This is a genomic window from Paenirhizobium daejeonense, from assembly GCF_014280875.1.
GTDB classification, from domain to species: Bacteria; Pseudomonadota; Alphaproteobacteria; order Rhizobiales; family Rhizobiaceae; genus Allorhizobium; species Allorhizobium daejeonense.
Genome location: NZ_JACLAL010000003.1, coordinates 241,944 through 260,075, shown reverse-complemented (window position 1 = coordinate 260,075; position 18,132 = coordinate 241,944). Strand labels below are relative to the sequence as shown.

General features: G+C 60.7%; 18 protein-coding genes and 1 pseudogene. 8 read left to right on the top strand and 11 right to left on the bottom strand.

Going from position 1 to position 18,132, the window contains the following annotated elements; translation table 11 throughout:
* Window positions 1-36 precede the first annotated feature (36 nt).
* From H4I99_RS08100 to trhO, 6 genes are all read left to right on the top strand, one after another.
* The gene (locus H4I99_RS08100) at window positions 37-525 is read left to right on the top strand and encodes a CYTH domain-containing protein (RefSeq protein WP_163900947.1); all 489 of its coding nucleotides are present in this window, start codon (window positions 37-39) and stop codon (window positions 523-525) included.
* Window positions 509-1,420: a CHAD domain-containing protein gene (locus H4I99_RS08095; protein ID WP_163900949.1), complete on the top strand. Its 912-nt coding sequence runs from the start codon at window positions 509-511 to the stop codon at window positions 1,418-1,420. Before H4I99_RS08100 ends, H4I99_RS08095 begins: the two co-directional genes overlap by 17 nt.
* 43 nt (window positions 1,421-1,463) lie before the next feature.
* Window positions 1,464-2,159, top strand: coding sequence for a helix-turn-helix transcriptional regulator (locus H4I99_RS08090; protein WP_163900951.1), 696 nt, complete (start codon window positions 1,464-1,466; stop codon window positions 2,157-2,159).
* 70 nt (window positions 2,160-2,229) lie between these two features.
* Entirely contained in the window at window positions 2,230-2,595 is a 366-nt protein-coding gene (locus H4I99_RS08085) for a VOC family protein (RefSeq protein ID WP_163900953.1), read from the top strand.
* Window positions 2,596-2,600: 5 nt separating this feature from the next.
* Window positions 2,601-3,074 carry an EVE domain-containing protein gene (locus H4I99_RS08080; protein WP_194362065.1) on the top strand — a complete coding sequence of 158 codons (474 nt, stop codon included), beginning with the start codon at window positions 2,601-2,603 and terminating at the stop codon, window positions 3,072-3,074.
* Window positions 3,075-3,145: 71 nt separating this feature from the next.
* The gene (trhO, locus tag H4I99_RS08075; RefSeq protein WP_163900955.1) at window positions 3,146-4,090 is read left to right on the top strand and encodes an oxygen-dependent tRNA uridine(34) hydroxylase TrhO; all 945 of its coding nucleotides are present in this window, start codon (window positions 3,146-3,148) and stop codon (window positions 4,088-4,090) included.
* 21 nt (window positions 4,091-4,111) lie between these two features.
* On the opposite strand, the gene H4I99_RS08070 is transcribed toward trhO, so the two are convergent.
* The 7 genes and pseudogenes from H4I99_RS08070 to H4I99_RS08045 form a co-directional block, all read right to left on the bottom strand.
* A complete protein-coding gene (locus H4I99_RS08070; RefSeq protein WP_163900957.1) occupies window positions 4,112-4,477 on the bottom strand; it encodes a hypothetical protein in 366 nt (121 codons plus the stop codon).
* A gap of 131 nt (window positions 4,478-4,608) precedes the next feature.
* The gene (locus tag H4I99_RS08065; protein ID WP_099058879.1) at window positions 4,609-5,388 is read right to left on the bottom strand and encodes a MetQ/NlpA family ABC transporter substrate-binding protein; all 780 of its coding nucleotides are present in this window, start codon (window positions 5,386-5,388) and stop codon (window positions 4,609-4,611) included.
* A gap of 34 nt (window positions 5,389-5,422) precedes the next feature.
* Window positions 5,423-6,091 carry a methionine ABC transporter permease gene (locus H4I99_RS08060; protein ID WP_163900959.1) on the bottom strand — a complete coding sequence of 223 codons (669 nt, stop codon included), beginning with the start codon at window positions 6,089-6,091 and terminating at the stop codon, window positions 5,423-5,425.
* Window positions 6,081-7,121, bottom strand: a complete 1,041-nt coding sequence (locus H4I99_RS08055) for a methionine ABC transporter ATP-binding protein (protein WP_163905826.1) — start codon at window positions 7,119-7,121, stop codon at window positions 6,081-6,083. Before H4I99_RS08055 ends, H4I99_RS08060 begins: the two co-directional genes overlap by 11 nt.
* A gap of 390 nt (window positions 7,122-7,511) precedes the next feature.
* Window positions 7,512-7,694: pseudogene (locus tag H4I99_RS24460) on the bottom strand (NAD(P)H-dependent oxidoreductase); the annotation flags it as partial.
* A 722-nt stretch (window positions 7,695-8,416) separates the two neighbouring features.
* Window positions 8,417-9,790 (bottom strand): GH1 family beta-glucosidase, encoded by a 1,374-nt coding sequence (locus H4I99_RS08050; protein WP_163900961.1) that lies wholly within the window; start codon window positions 9,788-9,790, stop codon window positions 8,417-8,419.
* A gap of 200 nt (window positions 9,791-9,990) precedes the next feature.
* The gene (locus H4I99_RS08045; protein WP_163900963.1) at window positions 9,991-11,166 is read right to left on the bottom strand and encodes a Gfo/Idh/MocA family protein; all 1,176 of its coding nucleotides are present in this window, start codon (window positions 11,164-11,166) and stop codon (window positions 9,991-9,993) included.
* A 207-nt stretch (window positions 11,167-11,373) separates the two neighbouring features.
* Here H4I99_RS08045 and H4I99_RS08040 point away from each other — a divergent pair, with 207 nt between their 5' ends.
* Window positions 11,374-12,012 (top strand): CatB-related O-acetyltransferase, encoded by a 639-nt coding sequence (locus H4I99_RS08040; protein WP_163900965.1) that lies wholly within the window; start codon window positions 11,374-11,376, stop codon window positions 12,010-12,012.
* Between the two features lie 5 nt (window positions 12,013-12,017).
* Here H4I99_RS08040 and H4I99_RS08035 read toward each other — a convergent pair whose 3' ends face one another.
* The 4 genes from H4I99_RS08035 to H4I99_RS08020 form a co-directional block, all read right to left on the bottom strand.
* Window positions 12,018-13,070, bottom strand: coding sequence for a sugar phosphate isomerase/epimerase family protein (locus H4I99_RS08035; protein WP_163905828.1), 1,053 nt, complete (start codon window positions 13,068-13,070; stop codon window positions 12,018-12,020).
* Between the two features lie 130 nt (window positions 13,071-13,200).
* Entirely contained in the window at window positions 13,201-14,145 is a 945-nt protein-coding gene (locus H4I99_RS08030; protein WP_163900967.1) for a substrate-binding domain-containing protein, read from the bottom strand.
* A 66-nt stretch (window positions 14,146-14,211) separates the two neighbouring features.
* The gene (locus H4I99_RS08025) at window positions 14,212-15,222 is read right to left on the bottom strand and encodes an ABC transporter permease (protein WP_163900969.1); all 1,011 of its coding nucleotides are present in this window, start codon (window positions 15,220-15,222) and stop codon (window positions 14,212-14,214) included.
* Window positions 15,223-15,297: 75 nt separating this feature from the next.
* Window positions 15,298-16,827, bottom strand: coding sequence for a sugar ABC transporter ATP-binding protein (locus tag H4I99_RS08020; RefSeq protein ID WP_163900971.1), 1,530 nt, complete (start codon window positions 16,825-16,827; stop codon window positions 15,298-15,300).
* A gap of 181 nt (window positions 16,828-17,008) precedes the next feature.
* On the opposite strand from H4I99_RS08020, the gene H4I99_RS08015 reads away from it, so the two are divergent.
* A complete protein-coding gene (locus H4I99_RS08015) occupies window positions 17,009-18,028 on the top strand; it encodes a LacI family DNA-binding transcriptional regulator (RefSeq protein WP_163900973.1) in 1,020 nt (339 codons plus the stop codon).
* Window positions 18,029-18,132: the final 104 nt, after the last annotated feature.

Here is an 18,132-nt window from a genome sequence, read left to right as displayed (position 1 = left end):
CTAGGTTAACGCCGGTTGTCAGCCTGGGAGAAGTCCATGGCAAAGGAAATCGAGCGAAAGTTCCTTGTGGCTAATGATGGGTGGAGATCGCAAACCACCTCCGCCACGCCGATGCGGCAGGCTTATCTCTCGGTCAACAGTGACCGTTCCATCCGCGTTCGCACCAGCAATGAGGAAACGGCCAAGCTGACGATCAAGTTCGGCTCCAACACGCTCGTGCGTGATGAATTCGAATACACGATCCCGCTCGAGGAAGCCGCCGAGATGATCGAATTCGCGGTCGGCAACGTCATCGAGAAGGTGCGCTATACCGTCGAAGTCGCCGGCTTCACCTGGGAAGTGGACGTGTTCGAAGGCGCCTATCGCGGACTGGTAATTGCCGAGGTCGAGCTCAAGTCGGAAACGGACCGTCCCCTGATCCCCGATTGGGTCGGCCGTGAGGTGACCGGCGACCGCCGCTATTCCAACCAGGCGCTGGCGACCGAACGCCTGAAGCCAGAGCTCGTGCATGCCGTATCGAATTAGGCCGGGACGTGCCTTCGGCGAGGAAGTCCGTTCCATCGCCGTCGAACAGCTTCAACTGGCCATTGCCGCCTTCGAGGAACAGCCGAAAGGCCTGCATGAAGCGATCCACGAAGCCAGGAAGAAATTCAAGCGGGTGCGGTCGCTCTACCGACTGATCGCCCTCGACAAACCCGGTTTCCGCGCCACCGAAAACGCCCGCCTGCAGGAAACGGCACGGACATTGTCGCTGGTGCGCGACGCCACCGCTCTTATTGAAACCGTCAGCTATCTTGAAACCCACGCCCTGAACGACGACGAGCGTAGCGCCCTTGTCCATGCCCGTGAAAAGCTCACCGAACGTCGCGACGGACTGGCGTTGACGGAAACGGACCTGCCGCAAAAGGCCAGCGCTGCGGTAGAAAGCTGTCGCGCTGCCATCGCGGCCGTCGAGGACGCCGATTTTCCGCAAAGCGCGAGGAAGACCGCGCGCCTTCTTGCCAAGGGCTGGAAGAAAAGCCTGACGCGCGGAAGGAAGGCGCTCGAGGCCTGCCACTGCGGAGCCCATGCCGAACTTTTCCACGAATTGCGCAAGGCGGGGCAGGCCTACTGGATGAATCTTGCGCTCCTCAGGAACATCTGGCCATCGGCCATGAAGGCAAAGCGCGCCGAGGCGGGAAATCTTGTCGAACTGCTAGGCCACGAACACGACCTTGCTCTTCTGGTCGACCTGCTCGACAGGGAGCCGGCAACGCTCGGCGACGGCGAGGAAGTCTCTCACCTGATCGGCGCCATCATCCGTCAGCAGCAGGAATTGCGCCACGATGCGTTGGAGCTCGCCGAAAGGGTCTTCGCCGACCGACCGGCGAGAGAAGCAAGCGCAATCGAAGCTCTGTGGATCGAAGCCGCGACCGGCTGAAAATACTGACAGAGAATGTCAGCAGGCCTGCTAGTATCGGTCGATGACCCGTTCCACACGCCTCCTGTCGCTTCTGCAGATCCTGCGCAGCCACCGCCGGCCGGTCGCCGGTCGAACGCTTGCAGACGGACTCGGCATTTCTCTGCGCACGCTCTACCGCGACATCGCCGCACTTCAGGCCGAGGGTGCCGAAATCGAGGGCGAACCCGGCTTTGGCTACGTTCTGCGTCCGGGCTACATGCTGCCGCCCCTGATGTTTTCCGCCGACGAGATCGAGGCACTGGTGCTCGGCATGCGGCTAGTGGCCAACCGAACCGATCCGCAGCTCGCGCTTGCCGCCCGCGACGCGCTGTCCAAGATCGATGCCGTTCTTCCCGCGGACTTGAGGGCAAAGATGGCAGCAAGCCCGTTGCTGGCAGGAGGAAAGCCTCGTTCGCCTGAGGATCAGATGGATCTCGGTCTTCTGCGCAAGGCGATGCAGAACGAGTGGACATTGCGGATCGCCTATCGCGACGACAAGGGTAACGCCAGCGACCGCGTCATATGGCCCTTCGCACTTGCCTTCTTCGATGGCGCTCGCGTGCTTCTCGCATGGTGCACGCTGCGTAACGACTTCCGTCACTTCCGCACGGATAGGATAGAGATCCTCGAACAGGGAGAAGGCCGCTATCCCCGCCGCCGCACCCAACTGCTGAAGGAGTGGCGGCAGAAGACCGGCGTTGCCGAACGCCTCTTCTGAGAAAACACCATACTGCCATTTTCTGACAGCATGTCGGTCTAGTCTCGGGCTCTCGAAAAAGGAGAAACCCATGACACCGAACCTCACCATCCTCTATGTCGACAGCCCGGAAAAGAGCGCGGCCTTTTACGCCGGCATTTTCGGCGTAAAGCCGGTCGAACAGTCCCCAACCTTCGCCATCTTCGTCTTTCCCGACGGCATCAAACTCGGCCTGTGGTCGCGCCACACCGTCGAGCCTGCGCCAACGGGCGCAGCGGGCACGGTCGAAATCGCTGTTCCGCTTGCAAGCCCCGCAGCAGTCGATGAAGCCTGGGCAAAAATAGGCCACGCCGGACATACCGTCCTGCAATCGCCTGTAGACATGGAATTCGGCCGCACCTTCCTGCTTGCCGATCCCGATGGACACCGCATCCGCTTCTACAATCCTCCGGTTTGATCGCCATGGCCTGGATCATCGTAGCTTCCGCCGACCATGTCGCGGGCGGGGTTGCCGGCGGCTTCGTACAGGCCTGCCATGGAAAGGATGCGCCGCTCAGGCGCATCCAACCCGGCGAGACGGTCATCACCTATTCGTCCTCCGCGATCTTCGGTCAGGCGGTGCCGCTCAAGGCCTTCACTGCCATCGGCACGCTCCTTGAGAGGCCGCCTTATCGCGTGGAGATGATGGAAGGTTTTCATCCCTCCCGCCGTGATGTCGAATGGCATGCATCGCAGCCCGCCCCGATCCGGCCTCTGCTCGACCGATTGGAACTGACAAGAGGAAATCGGAACTGGGGCTACGCTTTCCGCTTCGGCATCCTGCGCATAACTGAAGAGGATGCGTCCATCATCGCCACGGCAATGAATGCGGGCACGACGAAGACGCTCTCTTCCGAGCCAAAGGAAACGCTCCAGTTGCCACTGTTCGGAATTTGACAAAATTCAAAGTGCGGCCGAATGCGCGAAAACCGTTGCTTCGCAGCGGCTGAGGCAGTATTTCCCGGGCCATGACCGACGATCTCCAGACCCCTCGCCATGAAGAGGGCGGCGCCTTCTGCGTCGCCGCGCTCTATCATTTCGCCCGCTTCCCGCGTTACGAAAGTTTCCGCGAGCCGCTCACCGCGCTTTGTCGCGAAAACGGCATCAAGGGTACGCTGCTTCTGGCCGCCGAGGGTATCAACGGCACCGTCGCCGGAACCGACGAGGGCATCGCAAAGCTGCTCGCCTTCCTGCGCGCCCAGCCGGAATTCGCCGAACTGGTGCACAAGGAAAGCCGCGCATCCAAGATGCCCTTCCTGCGCATGAAGGTGCGGCTGAAAAAAGAGATCGTCACCATGGGCGTCGAGGGCATCGACCCCAACAAGATCGTCGGCACCTATGTCGACCCGAAGGACTGGAACGCCCTGATCTCGGATCCAGAGACCATCGTGATCGACACCCGTAACGATTACGAGACCGCGATCGGCATATTCAAGGGCGCGATCGACCCTGATATCAAAACCTTCCGCGAATTTCCGGACTGGATGCGCAACAATCCCGGCCTGCACAACAAGCCGAAGATCGCCATGTACTGCACCGGCGGCATTCGCTGCGAAAAGTCGACCGCCTTCGCCAAGGAAATCGGCTTCGACGAGGTCTATCACCTCAAGGGTGGCATCCTGAAATATCTCGAGGAAGTACCTCCAGAGGAAAGCCTCTGGGAAGGAGCCTGCTTCGTCTTCGACGAGCGCGTATCGATCACTCACGGCCTCCAGGAAGGCGAGCACACGCTCTGCCACGCCTGCCGCTATCCGCTGACGGCGGAAGAGGTGAAGTCGCCGCTGTTCGAGGAAGGCGTCACCTGCCCGCACTGCTATCACGACCGCACAGAAGCCGACCGCGACCGTTATCGCCAGCGCCAGCAGCAAATTGCCCTGGCCAAGAAGCGCGGCGAACGGCACATGGGAAGCTGACGCTGGGGTTTTGGGAAAGAGCTATTTGCCCTTCCCGCCCCGGCTGTGATGTTCCTTGACGTTATCGATTTCATACATCAGTGCCTTGAAGGCGATGATCGCCTTGTCGTCGCTCAGCTTGCGATCAGCGACCATCGGCTCCAGCGTCGCGATCACCAGACGCAGCGCGTCCTCCACTCGGCCGAGCTGCTTGCCATAGCTTGCGACCCCGCTCAGGATATCCTTCTCCACTTCGGGATTGGTCGAGGGGCCGAGATCGATACTGAGATTGAACAACCCCACCTGACTGCCGGCGCCCGGACTGAAGATCCATGTCCAGGGATTGATCGTTTGCGAAACATCGCCTGAGAACGGCGCATTGAATACGGGAAGCTGAAGCCGGGCCATCGTCACCTCCATTGCAACCAATGGGGGCAGTGTCCGTTGTTGCAGCGCAAAATGCAATCGCCATCCGCGGAAACGAAAAGCCCCCTCCTTGCGGAGAGGGCTCTTCAGAGGTTGCCGATCAATAAAGAAGATCAGAACGCCGGGATCAGGGCACCCTTGAACTCTTCGTTGATGAAGGCCTTGATGCTGTCGTCGTGGTAGGATTCTACCAGCGTCTTCACCCAGGGTGCGTCCTTGTCGGCCGTGCGGACGGCGATGACGTTGGCGTAGGGCGACTTTTCACCTTCGATGGCGATGGCGTCGGTCTTCGGATGCAGGCCGGCTTCCATGGCGTAGTTGGTGTTGATGACGGCGGCATCGACGTCATCGAGCGAACGCGGCAGCTGGGCAGCATCGAGTTCGGCGAACTGGATGTTCTTCGGGTTCTCGGTGACGTCAGCCGGACCAACCTTCAGGCCCTTGGTTTCGTCAACCTTGATCAGGCCCTTGGAAGCCAGAACGAGCAGCGCGCGGCCGCCATTGGTCGGATCGTTCGGGATACCAACCGTTGCGCCGTCCTTCAGTTCGTCGAGGCTCTTCACCTTCTTGGAATAGACGCCCATGGGAGTGGTGATGGTGGTGCCTACGCTGACGATGTCGAAGCCGCGGTCAGCGATCTGGTTGTCGAGATAGGGCTGGTGCTGGAAGGAGTTGGCGTTGAGGTCGCCATCGGCCAGCGCCTGGTTCGGAACGACGTAGTCGGAGAACTCGACGATCTCGATGTTGAGGCCCTTCTTGGCGGCGATTTCCTTCACCTTTTCCATGATCTGGGCATGCTCGCCAGCAGTCACGCCGACCTTGATGTCTTCCGCGAGAGCAGCGCCGGCGGAAAAGAGTGCTGCGATGGCAGCGGCGACGATCAGTTTCCTCATTGTGTTTTCTCCTTGGGTTTACTGAAGGGAGGGTTCAGTTCTTTCGGCTGCGCTTATCGAAGCGACGCGCCAGTGTGTCGCCGGCGCTCTGCACGGCCTGTACCAGCACGATCAGCACGACGACAACGGCCAGCATCACTTCCGGCATGAAGCGCTGGTAGCCATAACGGATGCCCAGATCGCCGAGCCCGCCGCCGCCGACCGCGCCGACCATGGCCGAGTAGCCGATCAGGCTGACGAGCGTCAGGGTCAGCGCCAGCGTGATGCCGGGCAGTGCCTCGGCCAGCAGCACCTTGGTAACGATCTGGAATGGTGTGGCGCCCATGGCGCGCGCCGCCTCGATCAGCCCCTTGTCCACTTCCCGGATCGCCGCTTCGATCAGGCGGGCGATAAACGGAACGGTCGAGATCGTCAGCGGCACGATTGCGGCAATCGTGCCAATGGACGTGCCGGTGATGAACCGGGTCAGCGGAATGATGGCTACCACAAGGATGATGAACGGCGTCGAACGCAGCGCATTGACGATCAGTCCCATGATGCGGTTGACGGCCGGCGCAGCGAACAGTTCGCCCTTGCCGCTGGTGGCGAGAAAGACACCCATCGGCAGGCCGATCACGGTACCGATCAAGCCGGCGGCGCTCACCATCTGCAGGGTCTGCCAGAGGGCTTTCAGGAGCAGGTTTACGAGCATCTCAGGCGCCATAGCCGAGCACCTCCGTGGCAAGACCGGTCTGCTGGTAGAAACGGTTGGCCCGCTCCAGCGTCACCGGATCGGCCGGATAGGAAACAACCAGCGAGCCGAAGGGTTCACCGGCGATCTCGTCGATCGCGCCCGCAAGAATGTTGACGTCGGGACCGATCTCCGCGACGAGACGCGCGGTCAATGGCTGGAACGCCGTCTCACCGAAGAAGATCAGCCGCACGAGTGCGCGGTCGCCCGCAGCGGGTTCTGCCTTAAGGTCCGAGCGGATCCACTCAGGCAACTTGGCCCCGATCGAAGCGGAAAGCAGCGCCTGGGTAGTCTCATGACGCGGTCTTGTGAAGACGTCGAAGGTACGACCGCTTTCGACGATCAGCCCCTTGTCGATCACCGCCACTTCAGAGGCGATGGTCTTCACCACTTCCATCTCGTGGGTGATGAGCAGCACCGTCAGGTCGAGATCGCGGTTGATGGTCTTCAGGAGTTCGAGGATCGACTGCGTGGTCTCGGGATCGAGCGCCGAGGTCGCTTCGTCCGAAAGCAGCAGCTTCGGTTCGGTGGCAAGCGCGCGGGCGATGCCGACGCGCTGCTTCTGGCCGCCGGAAAGCTCGGCAGGATAACGTCCTGCCTTGTCGGAAAGGCCGACGAGATCGATCAGCGGCCTGACCCGCGCATCGATCGTCTTGCGGTCTATACCGGCAATCTCCAGCGGCAAGGCCACATTGTCGTAGACAGTCCGCGACGACAGCAGATTGAAGTGCTGGAAGATCATGCCCACCGAACGGCGAAGGGTGCGGAGGCCTGCCTCATCGAGCGCACCGACATCGACGCCATCGACCAGAACCTTGCCGGAGGTAGGCAGTTCCAGACCGTTGACCAGCCGGATCAGCGTCGACTTGCCGGCGCCGGAACGGCCAATGATACCGGTGATTGCACCCTTCGGCACCGCATAGTCGATGCCGCCAAGCGCGGTGAAAGCCGGCTGTCCGTTGGCGCCACCAAAATGCTTGGTCACACCCTCGAATGCCACCATCGGACGTCCGATTGCTACAACGGCTTCGGCGGACGCACTCATCGGCCGCCTCCTCTTGAGGCATTGCGCGAAATGGTTCGGTTCTTCATGAAAGTCTCTTCGGTGAACGCCGTCACTCAACGGCAAAGATGATCGCAGGCCGGATAGTTCTATCGCGACATACACATTCGGACGATATTGCGCCGATCTAGCATCTTTGACTTCACCTTTTCAAACCCGCCCACGGCAAATCGGCAGCAAATCTGCCATGCGCCGTGGAAAGCGGATTTGCTTATGACTCCGCAGCTCCGGCGTGCCGAGAGATATTTTGCCCAAACTACCCCGTATTTCCGGAAAATTTGTCCAACCGGAAAAAACCTTCTCCAATAAGCTGACGATTGTTCTTCCATGCTAGAAACCCGTCATCGGGCGGCATACCTTCTTGAGTTTCACCAGCCAGTCGCTGTTTTCTTGCCGATAACCAATCCGAATGATCGTCACCGATCAGAGGCTGCACTCGCGAAGACCAAGTATTTCGTCGATCTTGTCGGGACAGCAACCTTCCATCGGCGTGGCGTTGATACCTTCGAAGGCGGTAGGTCTTCCGAAGACTGGACTGTCATCGCCAAGAGTGATTTACGCAAATCAAACTTTCGGCATGGCCCAGGAAGAGGACAGATATGGCTGAGCGGTTGTTTGGAAGGTCTAGGCGAATAGGCTGATCTTTTTTGGATTGGGGCACAGTTGTTGGAGATCCGTTTGTCATCGACGGGCTCGCCGTCGAGTGATTCGCGTGTCGGTCTCAATTGCCCAATAAAACAATTTCAGTTTTCGAGTCAGAATTAGCCAGGCCTGTGGACAAGAGGGATAAGTCCGCATTTCTACCGCTGAGCGCGGCCGAGAGCGGAGTTGCGATTAGGCGCTGTTGACAAGCCCGTTCCCGATCGGTCTCATCAATCATCCCCTTTGAGCATTTTTTTGCTGAAAGGACCGTCATGCAAGATCCAACTCTATCTCTTAAACTATTCGGCCTAATCGAAATATCCGGTTCCGGATTTCTCGGTGTGGTATTGGCCGCAGCTTTAGGACTGCTGTATCTCTCTGGGCGTCGGCGTCACTGATATTCATCTTTCCTCGCGCACAATCCGGCTGCCATGGCGCAGCCTTAGCAAAGGCTGCAGGAATGGCATATCGGATTGTCGACAATGTTTCGACTGCCAGCCAGCCACTCCCGATGCCGACAAGGAGGTCATGGGGCTGCGCCGACAACCTCGCGCTTCAGACCACAGCGCATCTGTTTCTCACGAAGAGCAGATTCACCCTGCCTGATGATTGCCCTTGGGGAACTGCGCGGCCAGTTCGCTATACCACTTGCCGCTCTTCTTGATGGTGCGCACCTGCGTGTCGTAGTCGACATGCACGATGCCGAAGCGCATGCGATAGCCTTCCGCCCATTCGAAATTATCCATCAGGCTCCAGGCAAAATAACCCGACATCGGGAAGCCGTCCTTGATGAGATCGGCGATAATGCCGATGTGTTCGACATAGTAGTCGAGGCGCGGCTGGTCATCGACCTCGCCGTTTTCGACTTCCATGTTGTAGCAGGCGCCATTCTCGGTGATGTAGCAGACCGGCAGTTCGTAGCGATTGTAGAGGCCGGAAACCAGCGACTTCAACGCCGGCGCATAGACTTCCCAGCCGATATCCGTTTTGACCTTGGAAACCGGCGGCGCGCCCGTGGTCGCCGGGAATTCGGCACCCGGCGTCGGATCGTCAGCGACCCGCATCGGCGTGTAGTAGTTCAGGCCCCACCAGTCGAGCTTCTGGTTGATGATTGCCATGTCCCCGTCTTCGATCGGCGGCATGCGGTCGCCGAGCGCCGACATGAATTCTGCCGGATACTGGCCGTTGATGATCGGATCGAAGAACACGCCGTTATTGAACTGGAAGGCCCGTTCCGCCGCAGCCTTGTCCGCCGCGCTGTCGGAGGCCGGAATAATCTCATGGGCGTTGAGCACGATACCGGCCGGCACCTGCGGTGCCACCTGCCGGATGGCGTCGATGCCGAGGCCGTGGGCGAGATTGGTGTAATGCAGCGCATGAAGTGCCGCATCCATGTTCTTCTCGCCGGGAGCATGAATGCCGTAGAGATGCGAAAGCCAGACCGAACACCACGGCTCGTTGAAGGTCGCAACCGAATCCAGCCGGTCCCCGAGCCGCGCCATGACGATCTTGGCGTAGCGCTGGAAAGCATAAGCCGTGCTGCGCGCCGTCCAGCCGCCCTCGCCCATTAGGGCAAGCGGCAGGTCCCAGTGGTAAAGCGTCGCGAATGCCTTGATGCCGCGCGCCTTCAGGCCATCGACCAGCTTGTCGTAGAAATCGAGACCGGCCTCGTTGATGCGGCCCGTCCCCTCGGGAATGATCCGCGGCCATGCAATCGAGAAGCGATAGGCCGAAACGCCCATCTCCTTCATCATGTCGAGATCCTGTTCCCACAGGTGATAGTGGTCGCAGGCGACATCCCCGTTGTGACGGCCGTAAACGCGGCCCGGCATGTTGCAGAAGGCATCCCAGATGGACGGCTTGCGGCCATCCTCCTTAGAGGCGCCTTCGATCTGGAAGGAAGCGGTGGCGACGCCGAATACGAAATCGCCGGGAAAGCGATCGGCAAGGCTTTTCGGATCGATCATCTGGTCACTCGTTTTTTTGATGCGCCGGACGGTATGGACGGGATTTCCGCCGGAACGTTAAATTTGGCCGCGGGCGGTTTAGACCAAAGTAGCCTCGGGGTACAAGTCGCAAGGCTCGTTTTCTGCAACGTTTCAGAATTTACGATCGATAAAAACCCCAAAAAAGCGGCGGCAGACGCTATCCACCGCCGCTTTGCTCGTCAGAGAGAAACCCAGGCGCCGTCCTTCTTCGATGAAGCCACGCAGGCCTCGACGAAAGCGACACCCTTCACGCCGTCGTCGATGGTCGGATAGACCACGGCCGGATCGACCGGTTTGCCTGCCTTGAAGGCGGCAATCGCAAGAGCTGCTTCCGAATAGATGGTGGCGAAGGCTTCGAGATAACCCTCGGGATGACCGCCCGGAATGCGGCTGACGCGGGTCGCCGCCGCACCGGCTCCCGCACCGTTACGGGTCACCAGGCGCTTCTGTTCGCCGAATGGCGTGAACCACAGATAGTTCGGATTTTCCTGCTGCCATTCGAACCCGCCCTTCGTGCCGTAGACGCGAAGTTTCAGCGCATTCTCGTTGCCGGGAGCGACCTGGCTGCACCACAGCATGCCCTTGGCGCCACCTTCGAAACGCAGGAGCACATGGCCGTTGTCATCGACCCGGCGTCCCTCGACGAAACTGTCGAGATCGGCGGCAAGGCTCTTCAGCGTGAGGCCGGTGACGAAGGAGGCGAGATTGAAGGCATGCGTGCCGATGTCACCGGTCGCACCGCCAACGCCCGACTGCTTGGGATCGGTGCGCCACACCGCCTGCTTGGCGCCGGTCTGTTCCACCGCTTCCGTCAGCCAGTCCTGCGCATATTCGACCTGCACGACACGAAGATCGCCCAGCGCGCCGGAAGCGATCATCTCGCGCGCCTGCCGCACCATCGGATAACCGGTGTAATTGTGGGTCAGGATGAACAGCGCCTTCGATGCCTCGGCCGCCGCCTTCAGTTTCTTTGCGTCATCGAGGTTCGATGTCAGCGGCTTGTCGCAGATGACGTGGATGCCGCGTTCCAGAAAGGCCTTCGCCGCCGGATAATGCATGTGGTTCGGGGTGACGATGGAAACGGCCTCGATCCCGTCTGGCCGCTTCGCTTCCTTCTCCGCCATCTCCTCGAACGAACCGTAGCAGCGCTCCGGATCGAGCCCGAGATCACGCCCCGAAACGATCGACTTTTCCGCCGTCGAGGAAAGCGCACCCGCAACGAGTTCGAAGTGATCGTCCAGCCGCGCCGCCATGCGGTGTACCCCGCCGATGAATGCGCCCTGTCCGCCGCCCACCATGCCGAGCCGGATGCGCTTCCCGCCCGCCGGGGCCGATTTGCCTGCTTCGATCGTCATGAAGTTTCTCCCTTGGTTTTGTTTCCATTCTTACGGGCGACGGGCTGGCTTTGCGGTATTCCCGACGCTAAATTATTGTTGCGCAAGAGAAGGATGCCCTGACAGTGACCTTTTGAAGACCCGCCTCATCAGAGGCGAAAGTATCATCGCCGCCTGCCTCGACAGGGGCCTGCGGCTTGTGACAATGCTCGAACAGGTCTTCACACCATGCCCCTTCTCAATCCCGATCTCGCCTATCCCATCACGCTTGCCGACGGAACGCCTTACCGGCAGACCATGTACCTTAAGAACGTCATCGATCACCCGCGGATCGACGTCGGCGACTTCAGCTATTTCAGTCACTCCGCCCCGGCGGAAGAAACGGCCGGCCTGCTTGCCCCTTATCTTTATCCGGTCAGCAAGGAGAAGCTCGTCATTGGCAGGTACGTCCAGATCGCCCGCGGCGCGTTCTTCATCACATCCTCGGCCAATCACCCCATGGCCGGCTTCACGACATATCCGTTCCGCATCTTCCGACAGGAGACGATCAACGGATACGAAGACCTGCCGGTCAAGGACACGGTGGTCGGCCATGACGTCTGGATCGGCCACAACGCCACGATCATGCCCGGAGTCACCATCGGCCACGGCGCCATCATCGCCGCGGCATCCGTCATCACGAGGGACGTCCCGCCCTTTGCTATCGTCGGCGGCAATCCAGCCTCGGTGATCCGAATGCGCTTCGATGAAGAGACGATTGCCGACCTTCTCGACATCGCCTGGTGGAACTGGCCGGCGGACCGGATCGAGCGCAACCTCGCCGCCCTCGAAGGCTGCGATATCGCGGCCCTCCGGGCGGCCGCCTGACCGTATCACAAGCCCAGCATCCGGCGGTTCGCGGCATCGTCCGTGCCGCCGGCGGCAAAGTCATCAAACGCCTTTTCCGTTACCCGGATGATATGATGCTTGACGAATTCGGCCCCTTCGCGGGCGCCGTCTTCCGGATGCTTCAGCGCGCATTCCCATTCGACCACGGCCCAGCCCTCGAAATCATTCGCCGCCATCTTGGAGAAGATCGCACCGAAATCGACCTGACCGTCGCCCGGCGAGCGGAAGCGCCCGGCCCGGTTCACCCAGCCCTGATAGCCGCCATAGACGCCCTGCCGGCCGGTCGGGTTGAATTCCGCGTCCTTGACGTGGAACATCTTGATCCGGTCCTTGTAGATGTCGATGTTGTCGAGATAATCGAGGCATTGCAGCACGTAGTGCGACGGATCGTAGAGCATGTTGGCGCGGGGATGGTTCTTCACCCGATCGAGGAACATCTCGAAGGTCACGCCGTCATGCAGGTCTTCACCCGGATGGATTTCATAGGCGACATCGACCCCCTGCTCGTCGGCATAATCGAGGATCGGCGTCCAGCGCTTCGCCAGTTCGTCGAAGGCTGTTTCCACCAGACCCGCCGGCCGCTGCGGCCAGGGATAGAAATAGGGCCAGGCTAACGCGCCTGAAAACGTCGCATGCGCCTTGATCCCGAGATGGTGCGATGCCTTGAGGGCAAATTTCACCTGCTCCACAGCCCAGGCCTGACGCGCCTTGGGATTGCCACGCACCTCCGGCACGGCAAATCCGTCGAAGGCCTCGTCATAGGCCGGATGCACGGCAACGAGCTGGCCCTGAAGATGGGTTGAAAGCTCTGTGATCTCGACGCCGTTCTGCCGGGCGATGCCGGCCAGTTCGTCGCAATAATCCTTCGATTCCGCTGCCTTCCTCAGATCGATCAGCTGGCTCGCCCATGTCGGCACCTGCACGCCGAGATAGCCCTTGTCGGCAGCCCATTTGGTGATCGCATCCCAGGAATTGAACGGCGCGGCATCGCCGGCAAACTGACCAAGAAAAATGCCCGGACCCTTAATCGTTTTCATCATTATCCTCCCTCAAATGCCTACTGCAACGTTACTGTAACGAGTATCGGACCTGACGCGCCTGTCAACGGCGGTGGTGAACTCTGCCCGAAAATCTTCGGGCAGAGTGTGTCAGATGGCGCCGAAAGGCTCAGAACGGAGAATCGGGGAAATAGTAGTTCTTCGCGTTGTCCGCCGTTACCAGCGTCGCATCGAGCGTATAGGTGCCATGAACCGGAACCTGATCGTAGATCGCTGCAGCCGTCAGTTCCATGGCGGTGCCCACCATTGACGGCGGATAGAGAACATCGACCGGGATCATCTTGTCGCCGTCCATGACCTTCTTGATCATGTCCTTCGAACCGGCCCCGCCGACGACATACTTGATGTCGGTGCGCTTGGCCTGCTCGATCGCCTGCAGCACGCCGACGGCCATGTCGTCATCCTGGCACCAGACCACGTCGATCTTGGGGTACTTCGTCAGGTAGTCCTGCATGACCTTGAAAGCGTCATCGCGGTTCCAGTTGCCGAACTGGCGGTCGAGAACCTTGACGTTCGAACCGGCAATAGCCTTGTCGAAGCCGTCCTGACGCTGCTGGTCGATCGGGATCGGCAGGCCGCGGATCACCACGACTTCCGCATCCGGCGTGTTGTCCTTGATGTACTGGCCGGCGACTTCGCCGAGTGCCGGGTTGTTGCCGGCGACATAGAGGTCGCGCACGGAATTATCGTTGACCGAAGGCGCGCGGTCGACGATCGAAACGAAGGTACCCTTGCTCTTCACTTCCTTGATGGCGTTGACCAGCGGATCCGGATCGGTCGGCAGGATGACCAGCGCATCGATACCCTGAACCTCGAGATCCTGCAGGGCGTTGGCCTGCGTTGCCGGATCAGGCGAGGTCTTGACCACCACCTTGAGACCCGGATGCTCCTTCATCAGGAGTTCGGCGACGCGGTTGGCGTGGTAGACGACACCCGCGGTCCAGCCATGGTCAGCGGCCGGAATGGAAACGCCGATCGTCTTGGTTTCCTGCGCCTGGGCAAGGCTGACCATCGCCGTCATGGCAAGGGCGACACCCATCAGTTTCTTGTACATGTTTTCTCCTCCCGAAGTTCAGGGTCTTGAGACGTGCGCCGGGCGACCCCTAAAAGCCCGGCGGCCTCACGATTTGCGCGTCAGCGAGCGCTGGACGAGCATCGCGATGATGATGATCGAGCCCTGGATGGCGCCGATCAGATATTCGCTGATGAAGTTGGACAGCAGCATGATGTTGCCGACCAGTTCGAGAATGAAGGCCCCGCAGATCGTGCCCCAGACACGCCCCGCCCCGCCCTTGAGCGCAGTACCGCCAACGACGACGGCGGTGATCGCCTGCAGTTCCCAGAGGATGCCCGTCGTCGCGGATGTCGAGCCGAGGCGCGGCACATAGAGTAGTACGGCGATGGCGACACAGAGCCCCTGGATGACGAAGGCGATGGTGCGCACCCGGTCGACGCCGATGCCGGAATAGCGGGCAACGTCGCGGTTGGAGCCAACGGCCACCACATGCCGGCCGTAGCGCGTGCGATAGAGGATGAAGGCGGCGATTGCGGTCACCAGCAGGATCACCAGGATCGGCACGGGGATGCCGAGGATCGAGCCGAAATAGACGGGGCGGTAAAGCGCCTGCTGCTGCGGCGAACTCAGCGTGATCGCCCCGCCCTGCGACAGCCATGTTGTAAGCCCCCGATAGATGCCCATGGTGCCGAGCGTGGCGATGAAAGGCTCGATCCGCCCAACAGTGGTGATGAGGCCATTGGCAAGGCCGCAGAGACCACCGATCACGACGGCGAGCGCAACGGCTGCCGCCAGCATCAGCGCAGGATCGGCGATGGCCCCGGAATTCATGAACAGGATCATCAGGCTCGCGACGAATGCGACCATGGAGCCGACCGAGAGATCGAGGTCGCCGGACGAGATGACGAAGGTCGCGCCGACCGCGATGATGGCGATGAACGCGCTACGGGTGGCGACATTGGCGAGATTAGTGAGGCCGATGAAGTTCGGATTGACCAGCGCCCCGATCACCAGCAGCAGGGCGAGCGCCGCAAACGGCGCGATTGCCCGGAGGTCGACATCACGCCAGCCCCGGCCTCGGGGCGCACGCGGATCGGTTTCGGTATTCATGCTCATGTCCAATTCAACCTCCCGGCCGGCCGATACGGTCCTGCCCTGTTTCCTTCCCCGCCCGCCGGCTCAAACCCAGGCTCAGCCGACGGCCTGCTGTTTCCTCAACCCCGCGGCGTAGCGCATAATCATCTGCTCGGAGATTTCTTCGCCCTCCAGCATGCCGACCAGCCGCCCCTCGCGCATCACGGCAACCCGTGTGCAAAGCCCGATCACCTCCGGCATCTCGGAGGAGACGACGATGATCGAGCGCCCCTCCCGGGCAAGCGCTGCAATGAAATGATAGATCTGCTGCTTGGTGCCGACATCGATGCCGCGGGTCGGCTCGTCGATGATGATGACGTCGGGCTCCGTTTCCATGATCTTGGCGAGCAAGAGCTTCTGCTGGTTGCCGCCCGACATCCGCCCGACCTTCACCCGGTCGTCGCGAACGCGAATGTCGAAGCGGCGCTTCGCCCGCGCCATCGCCTTCGCCTCGCTGGCTGGATCGAGATAGCCATGCGTCACATGCCGGTCGATCGATTGCAGAGTCAGGTTCGGCGTCATGCCCTCCCCGAGCAGCAACCCCTTGCCCTTGCGGTCCTTGGTCATGTAGGCGAGGCCCCGACGGGTCGCCTCCTCGAAATCATGCGGCGGCAATGTCGCGCCCTTCAGCACAACCTCGCCGGAAAGCCGCGGGCGCAGACCGGCAATCGCCTCCATCAGCTCCGAACGGCCGGAACCGATCAGACCGGAAAAGCCAAGCACCTCGCCTTTGCGCAACTCGAAACCGGCATCCTTGACGTAACCCGTTGTCAGCCCTCGCACGGATAGAACGATCTCCTCGTCCACATCCGGCTCTTCCTTCGAGGGATAGAGGCTCGACAGCTCACGCCCCACCATGAGCTGCGCGATAGACTCGCCGTCGAGCAGCGCCGTCGGAGCGGTCTTGATCCATTGCCCGTCGCGCAGCACCGTCACGCGATCCGTGAGTTCCATCACCTCGTCGAGCTTGTGTGAGACGAAGACGAAGCTGGTACCCTTGTCGCGCAGCTTGCGCACCTGACTGAACAGAATATCTGTCTCCTCCCGCGACAGCACCGCGGTCGGCTCATCCATGAAAACCACCCGCGCCTCGCGGCTGATTGCCTTGGCGATTTCCACCATCTGCTTGTCGGCGACGGCAAGCGAGCTGATCAACGCGTTTTCATCGACATGGGAGCCGAGCAGATCCAACACCCGGCGCGTCTCCCGACGCATGAACTTGCGGTCGAGCACACCGAAACGGGTCACTTCCCTCCCGAGAAACAGGCTCTCGATAACGGTCAGATGGTCTGCCAAATTGAATTCCTGGTGAATCAGCACGATACCCAGCGCTTCCGCCGCGCCGTTGGCCGGCAGCGACACCGGCCGACCGTCGAGCAGGATACGGCCCGACGTGGGGCTTTCGAAACCGGAGAGGATCTTGATGAGCGTCGACTTGCCCGCGCCGTTTTCGCCGACCAGCGCATGAACCTCGCCCGGCAGCACGTCGAAATCGACGCTGAAAAGCACCTGAACTTCACCGAAAGACTTAGAGATACGCTCGGCCGCAAGCACAGGCGTGCGCGGCTCCTCCCCAACCAGTGTCATGCAATCCTCCCGGCGGCTCCTCAACCGCTTATGATGATTTGTGTAAACCTTTACATCGATCATGTAAAGGTTTACATCATACCTCAATTGGGGATTGTTTCATTGCCTTCCGCTTTCGCGGTTGCAAGATGTCCCCGAAGGTCGCAAGCCATTCAAAACCCACGCAAACGGGACCATGGCCGTGTCGAATTCCCAGCCCGCAACGATCGAGGATGTCGCCCGTCTGGCGGAAGTCTCCATCGCGACGGTCAGCCGGGCCATCCACACGCCGGAAAAGGTGGCGAAATCCACCCGCCAGCGCGTCAACCAGGCGATTGCGATCACCGGCTATACGACCAATGCCATGGCCCGCAGCCTGCGCATGGGTCGCTCCAACATGATCCTCGTTCTGGCGCCCGATATCGGCGATCCGAACTTTTCCAGTATCCTGATCGGATTGGAGAACGAGGCGCGCGCCCATGGCTATGGCGTACTGATCGGCCACACCCAGAACGACCCGGAACGCGGGCTCGAATATCTGAAGTTCCTGAATTCCGGACAGGCGGCCGGCCTGCTGCTGTTCACCGGCCACCAGCCCTTCGGCCATCAGGTGCTGACCACCCGTCTGCCGCCCTCCGTCGCCGTCTTCGAACCTGTCTTCGGCAGCTCTATTCCCTATGTCGGCGTCGATGATACGGCCGGCGCCCGCAAGGCTGCCGAATATCTGCTGGCCTCGGGCCACCGCTCCATCGCCTTCGTTGGCGATTCCAAAACCAGGCTCGGCCATGTGCGCAGGCGAAAGGGTTACGACCTCGCGCTTGATGCCGCCCGCATTCCGCAGGCCCAGCGCATGGTGCTTGATGGCGAAGGCTCCATCGAAAGCGGCAGGCTCGCCGTCGAGCAGCTTTTCATGCGCGACACCCTGCCCACGGCCTTCATGTGCGTGAATGACGCGACCGCCGTCGGCGTCATCAACGGGCTCTCCGCCCGCGGCTACGACCTGCCCCGCGATTTCTCGGTGATCGGCTTCGACGACGTGCCGCAGGCGACCTTTCTCAATCCGCCTCTCACCACCATTCGTCAGCCCCGCACGGCGATCGGCAAGCAGGCGATGGAACTGCTGCTCGAAACACTGGCCAAACCGCTCACCGAAAAACGCGAGATCCTCATCCTGCCGGACCTGATCGTCCGCGGATCGGTGACCGCACCGGGCAAGAGGTGAGATGATCGACGCCCCGTGTTCATGGGTTTTACCCGCGCTTTTATCTGAAAGGTGCAGATCGGGCTTGTTTACGGACCGATGCCAGCCGCTATAGTTTCGAAAAC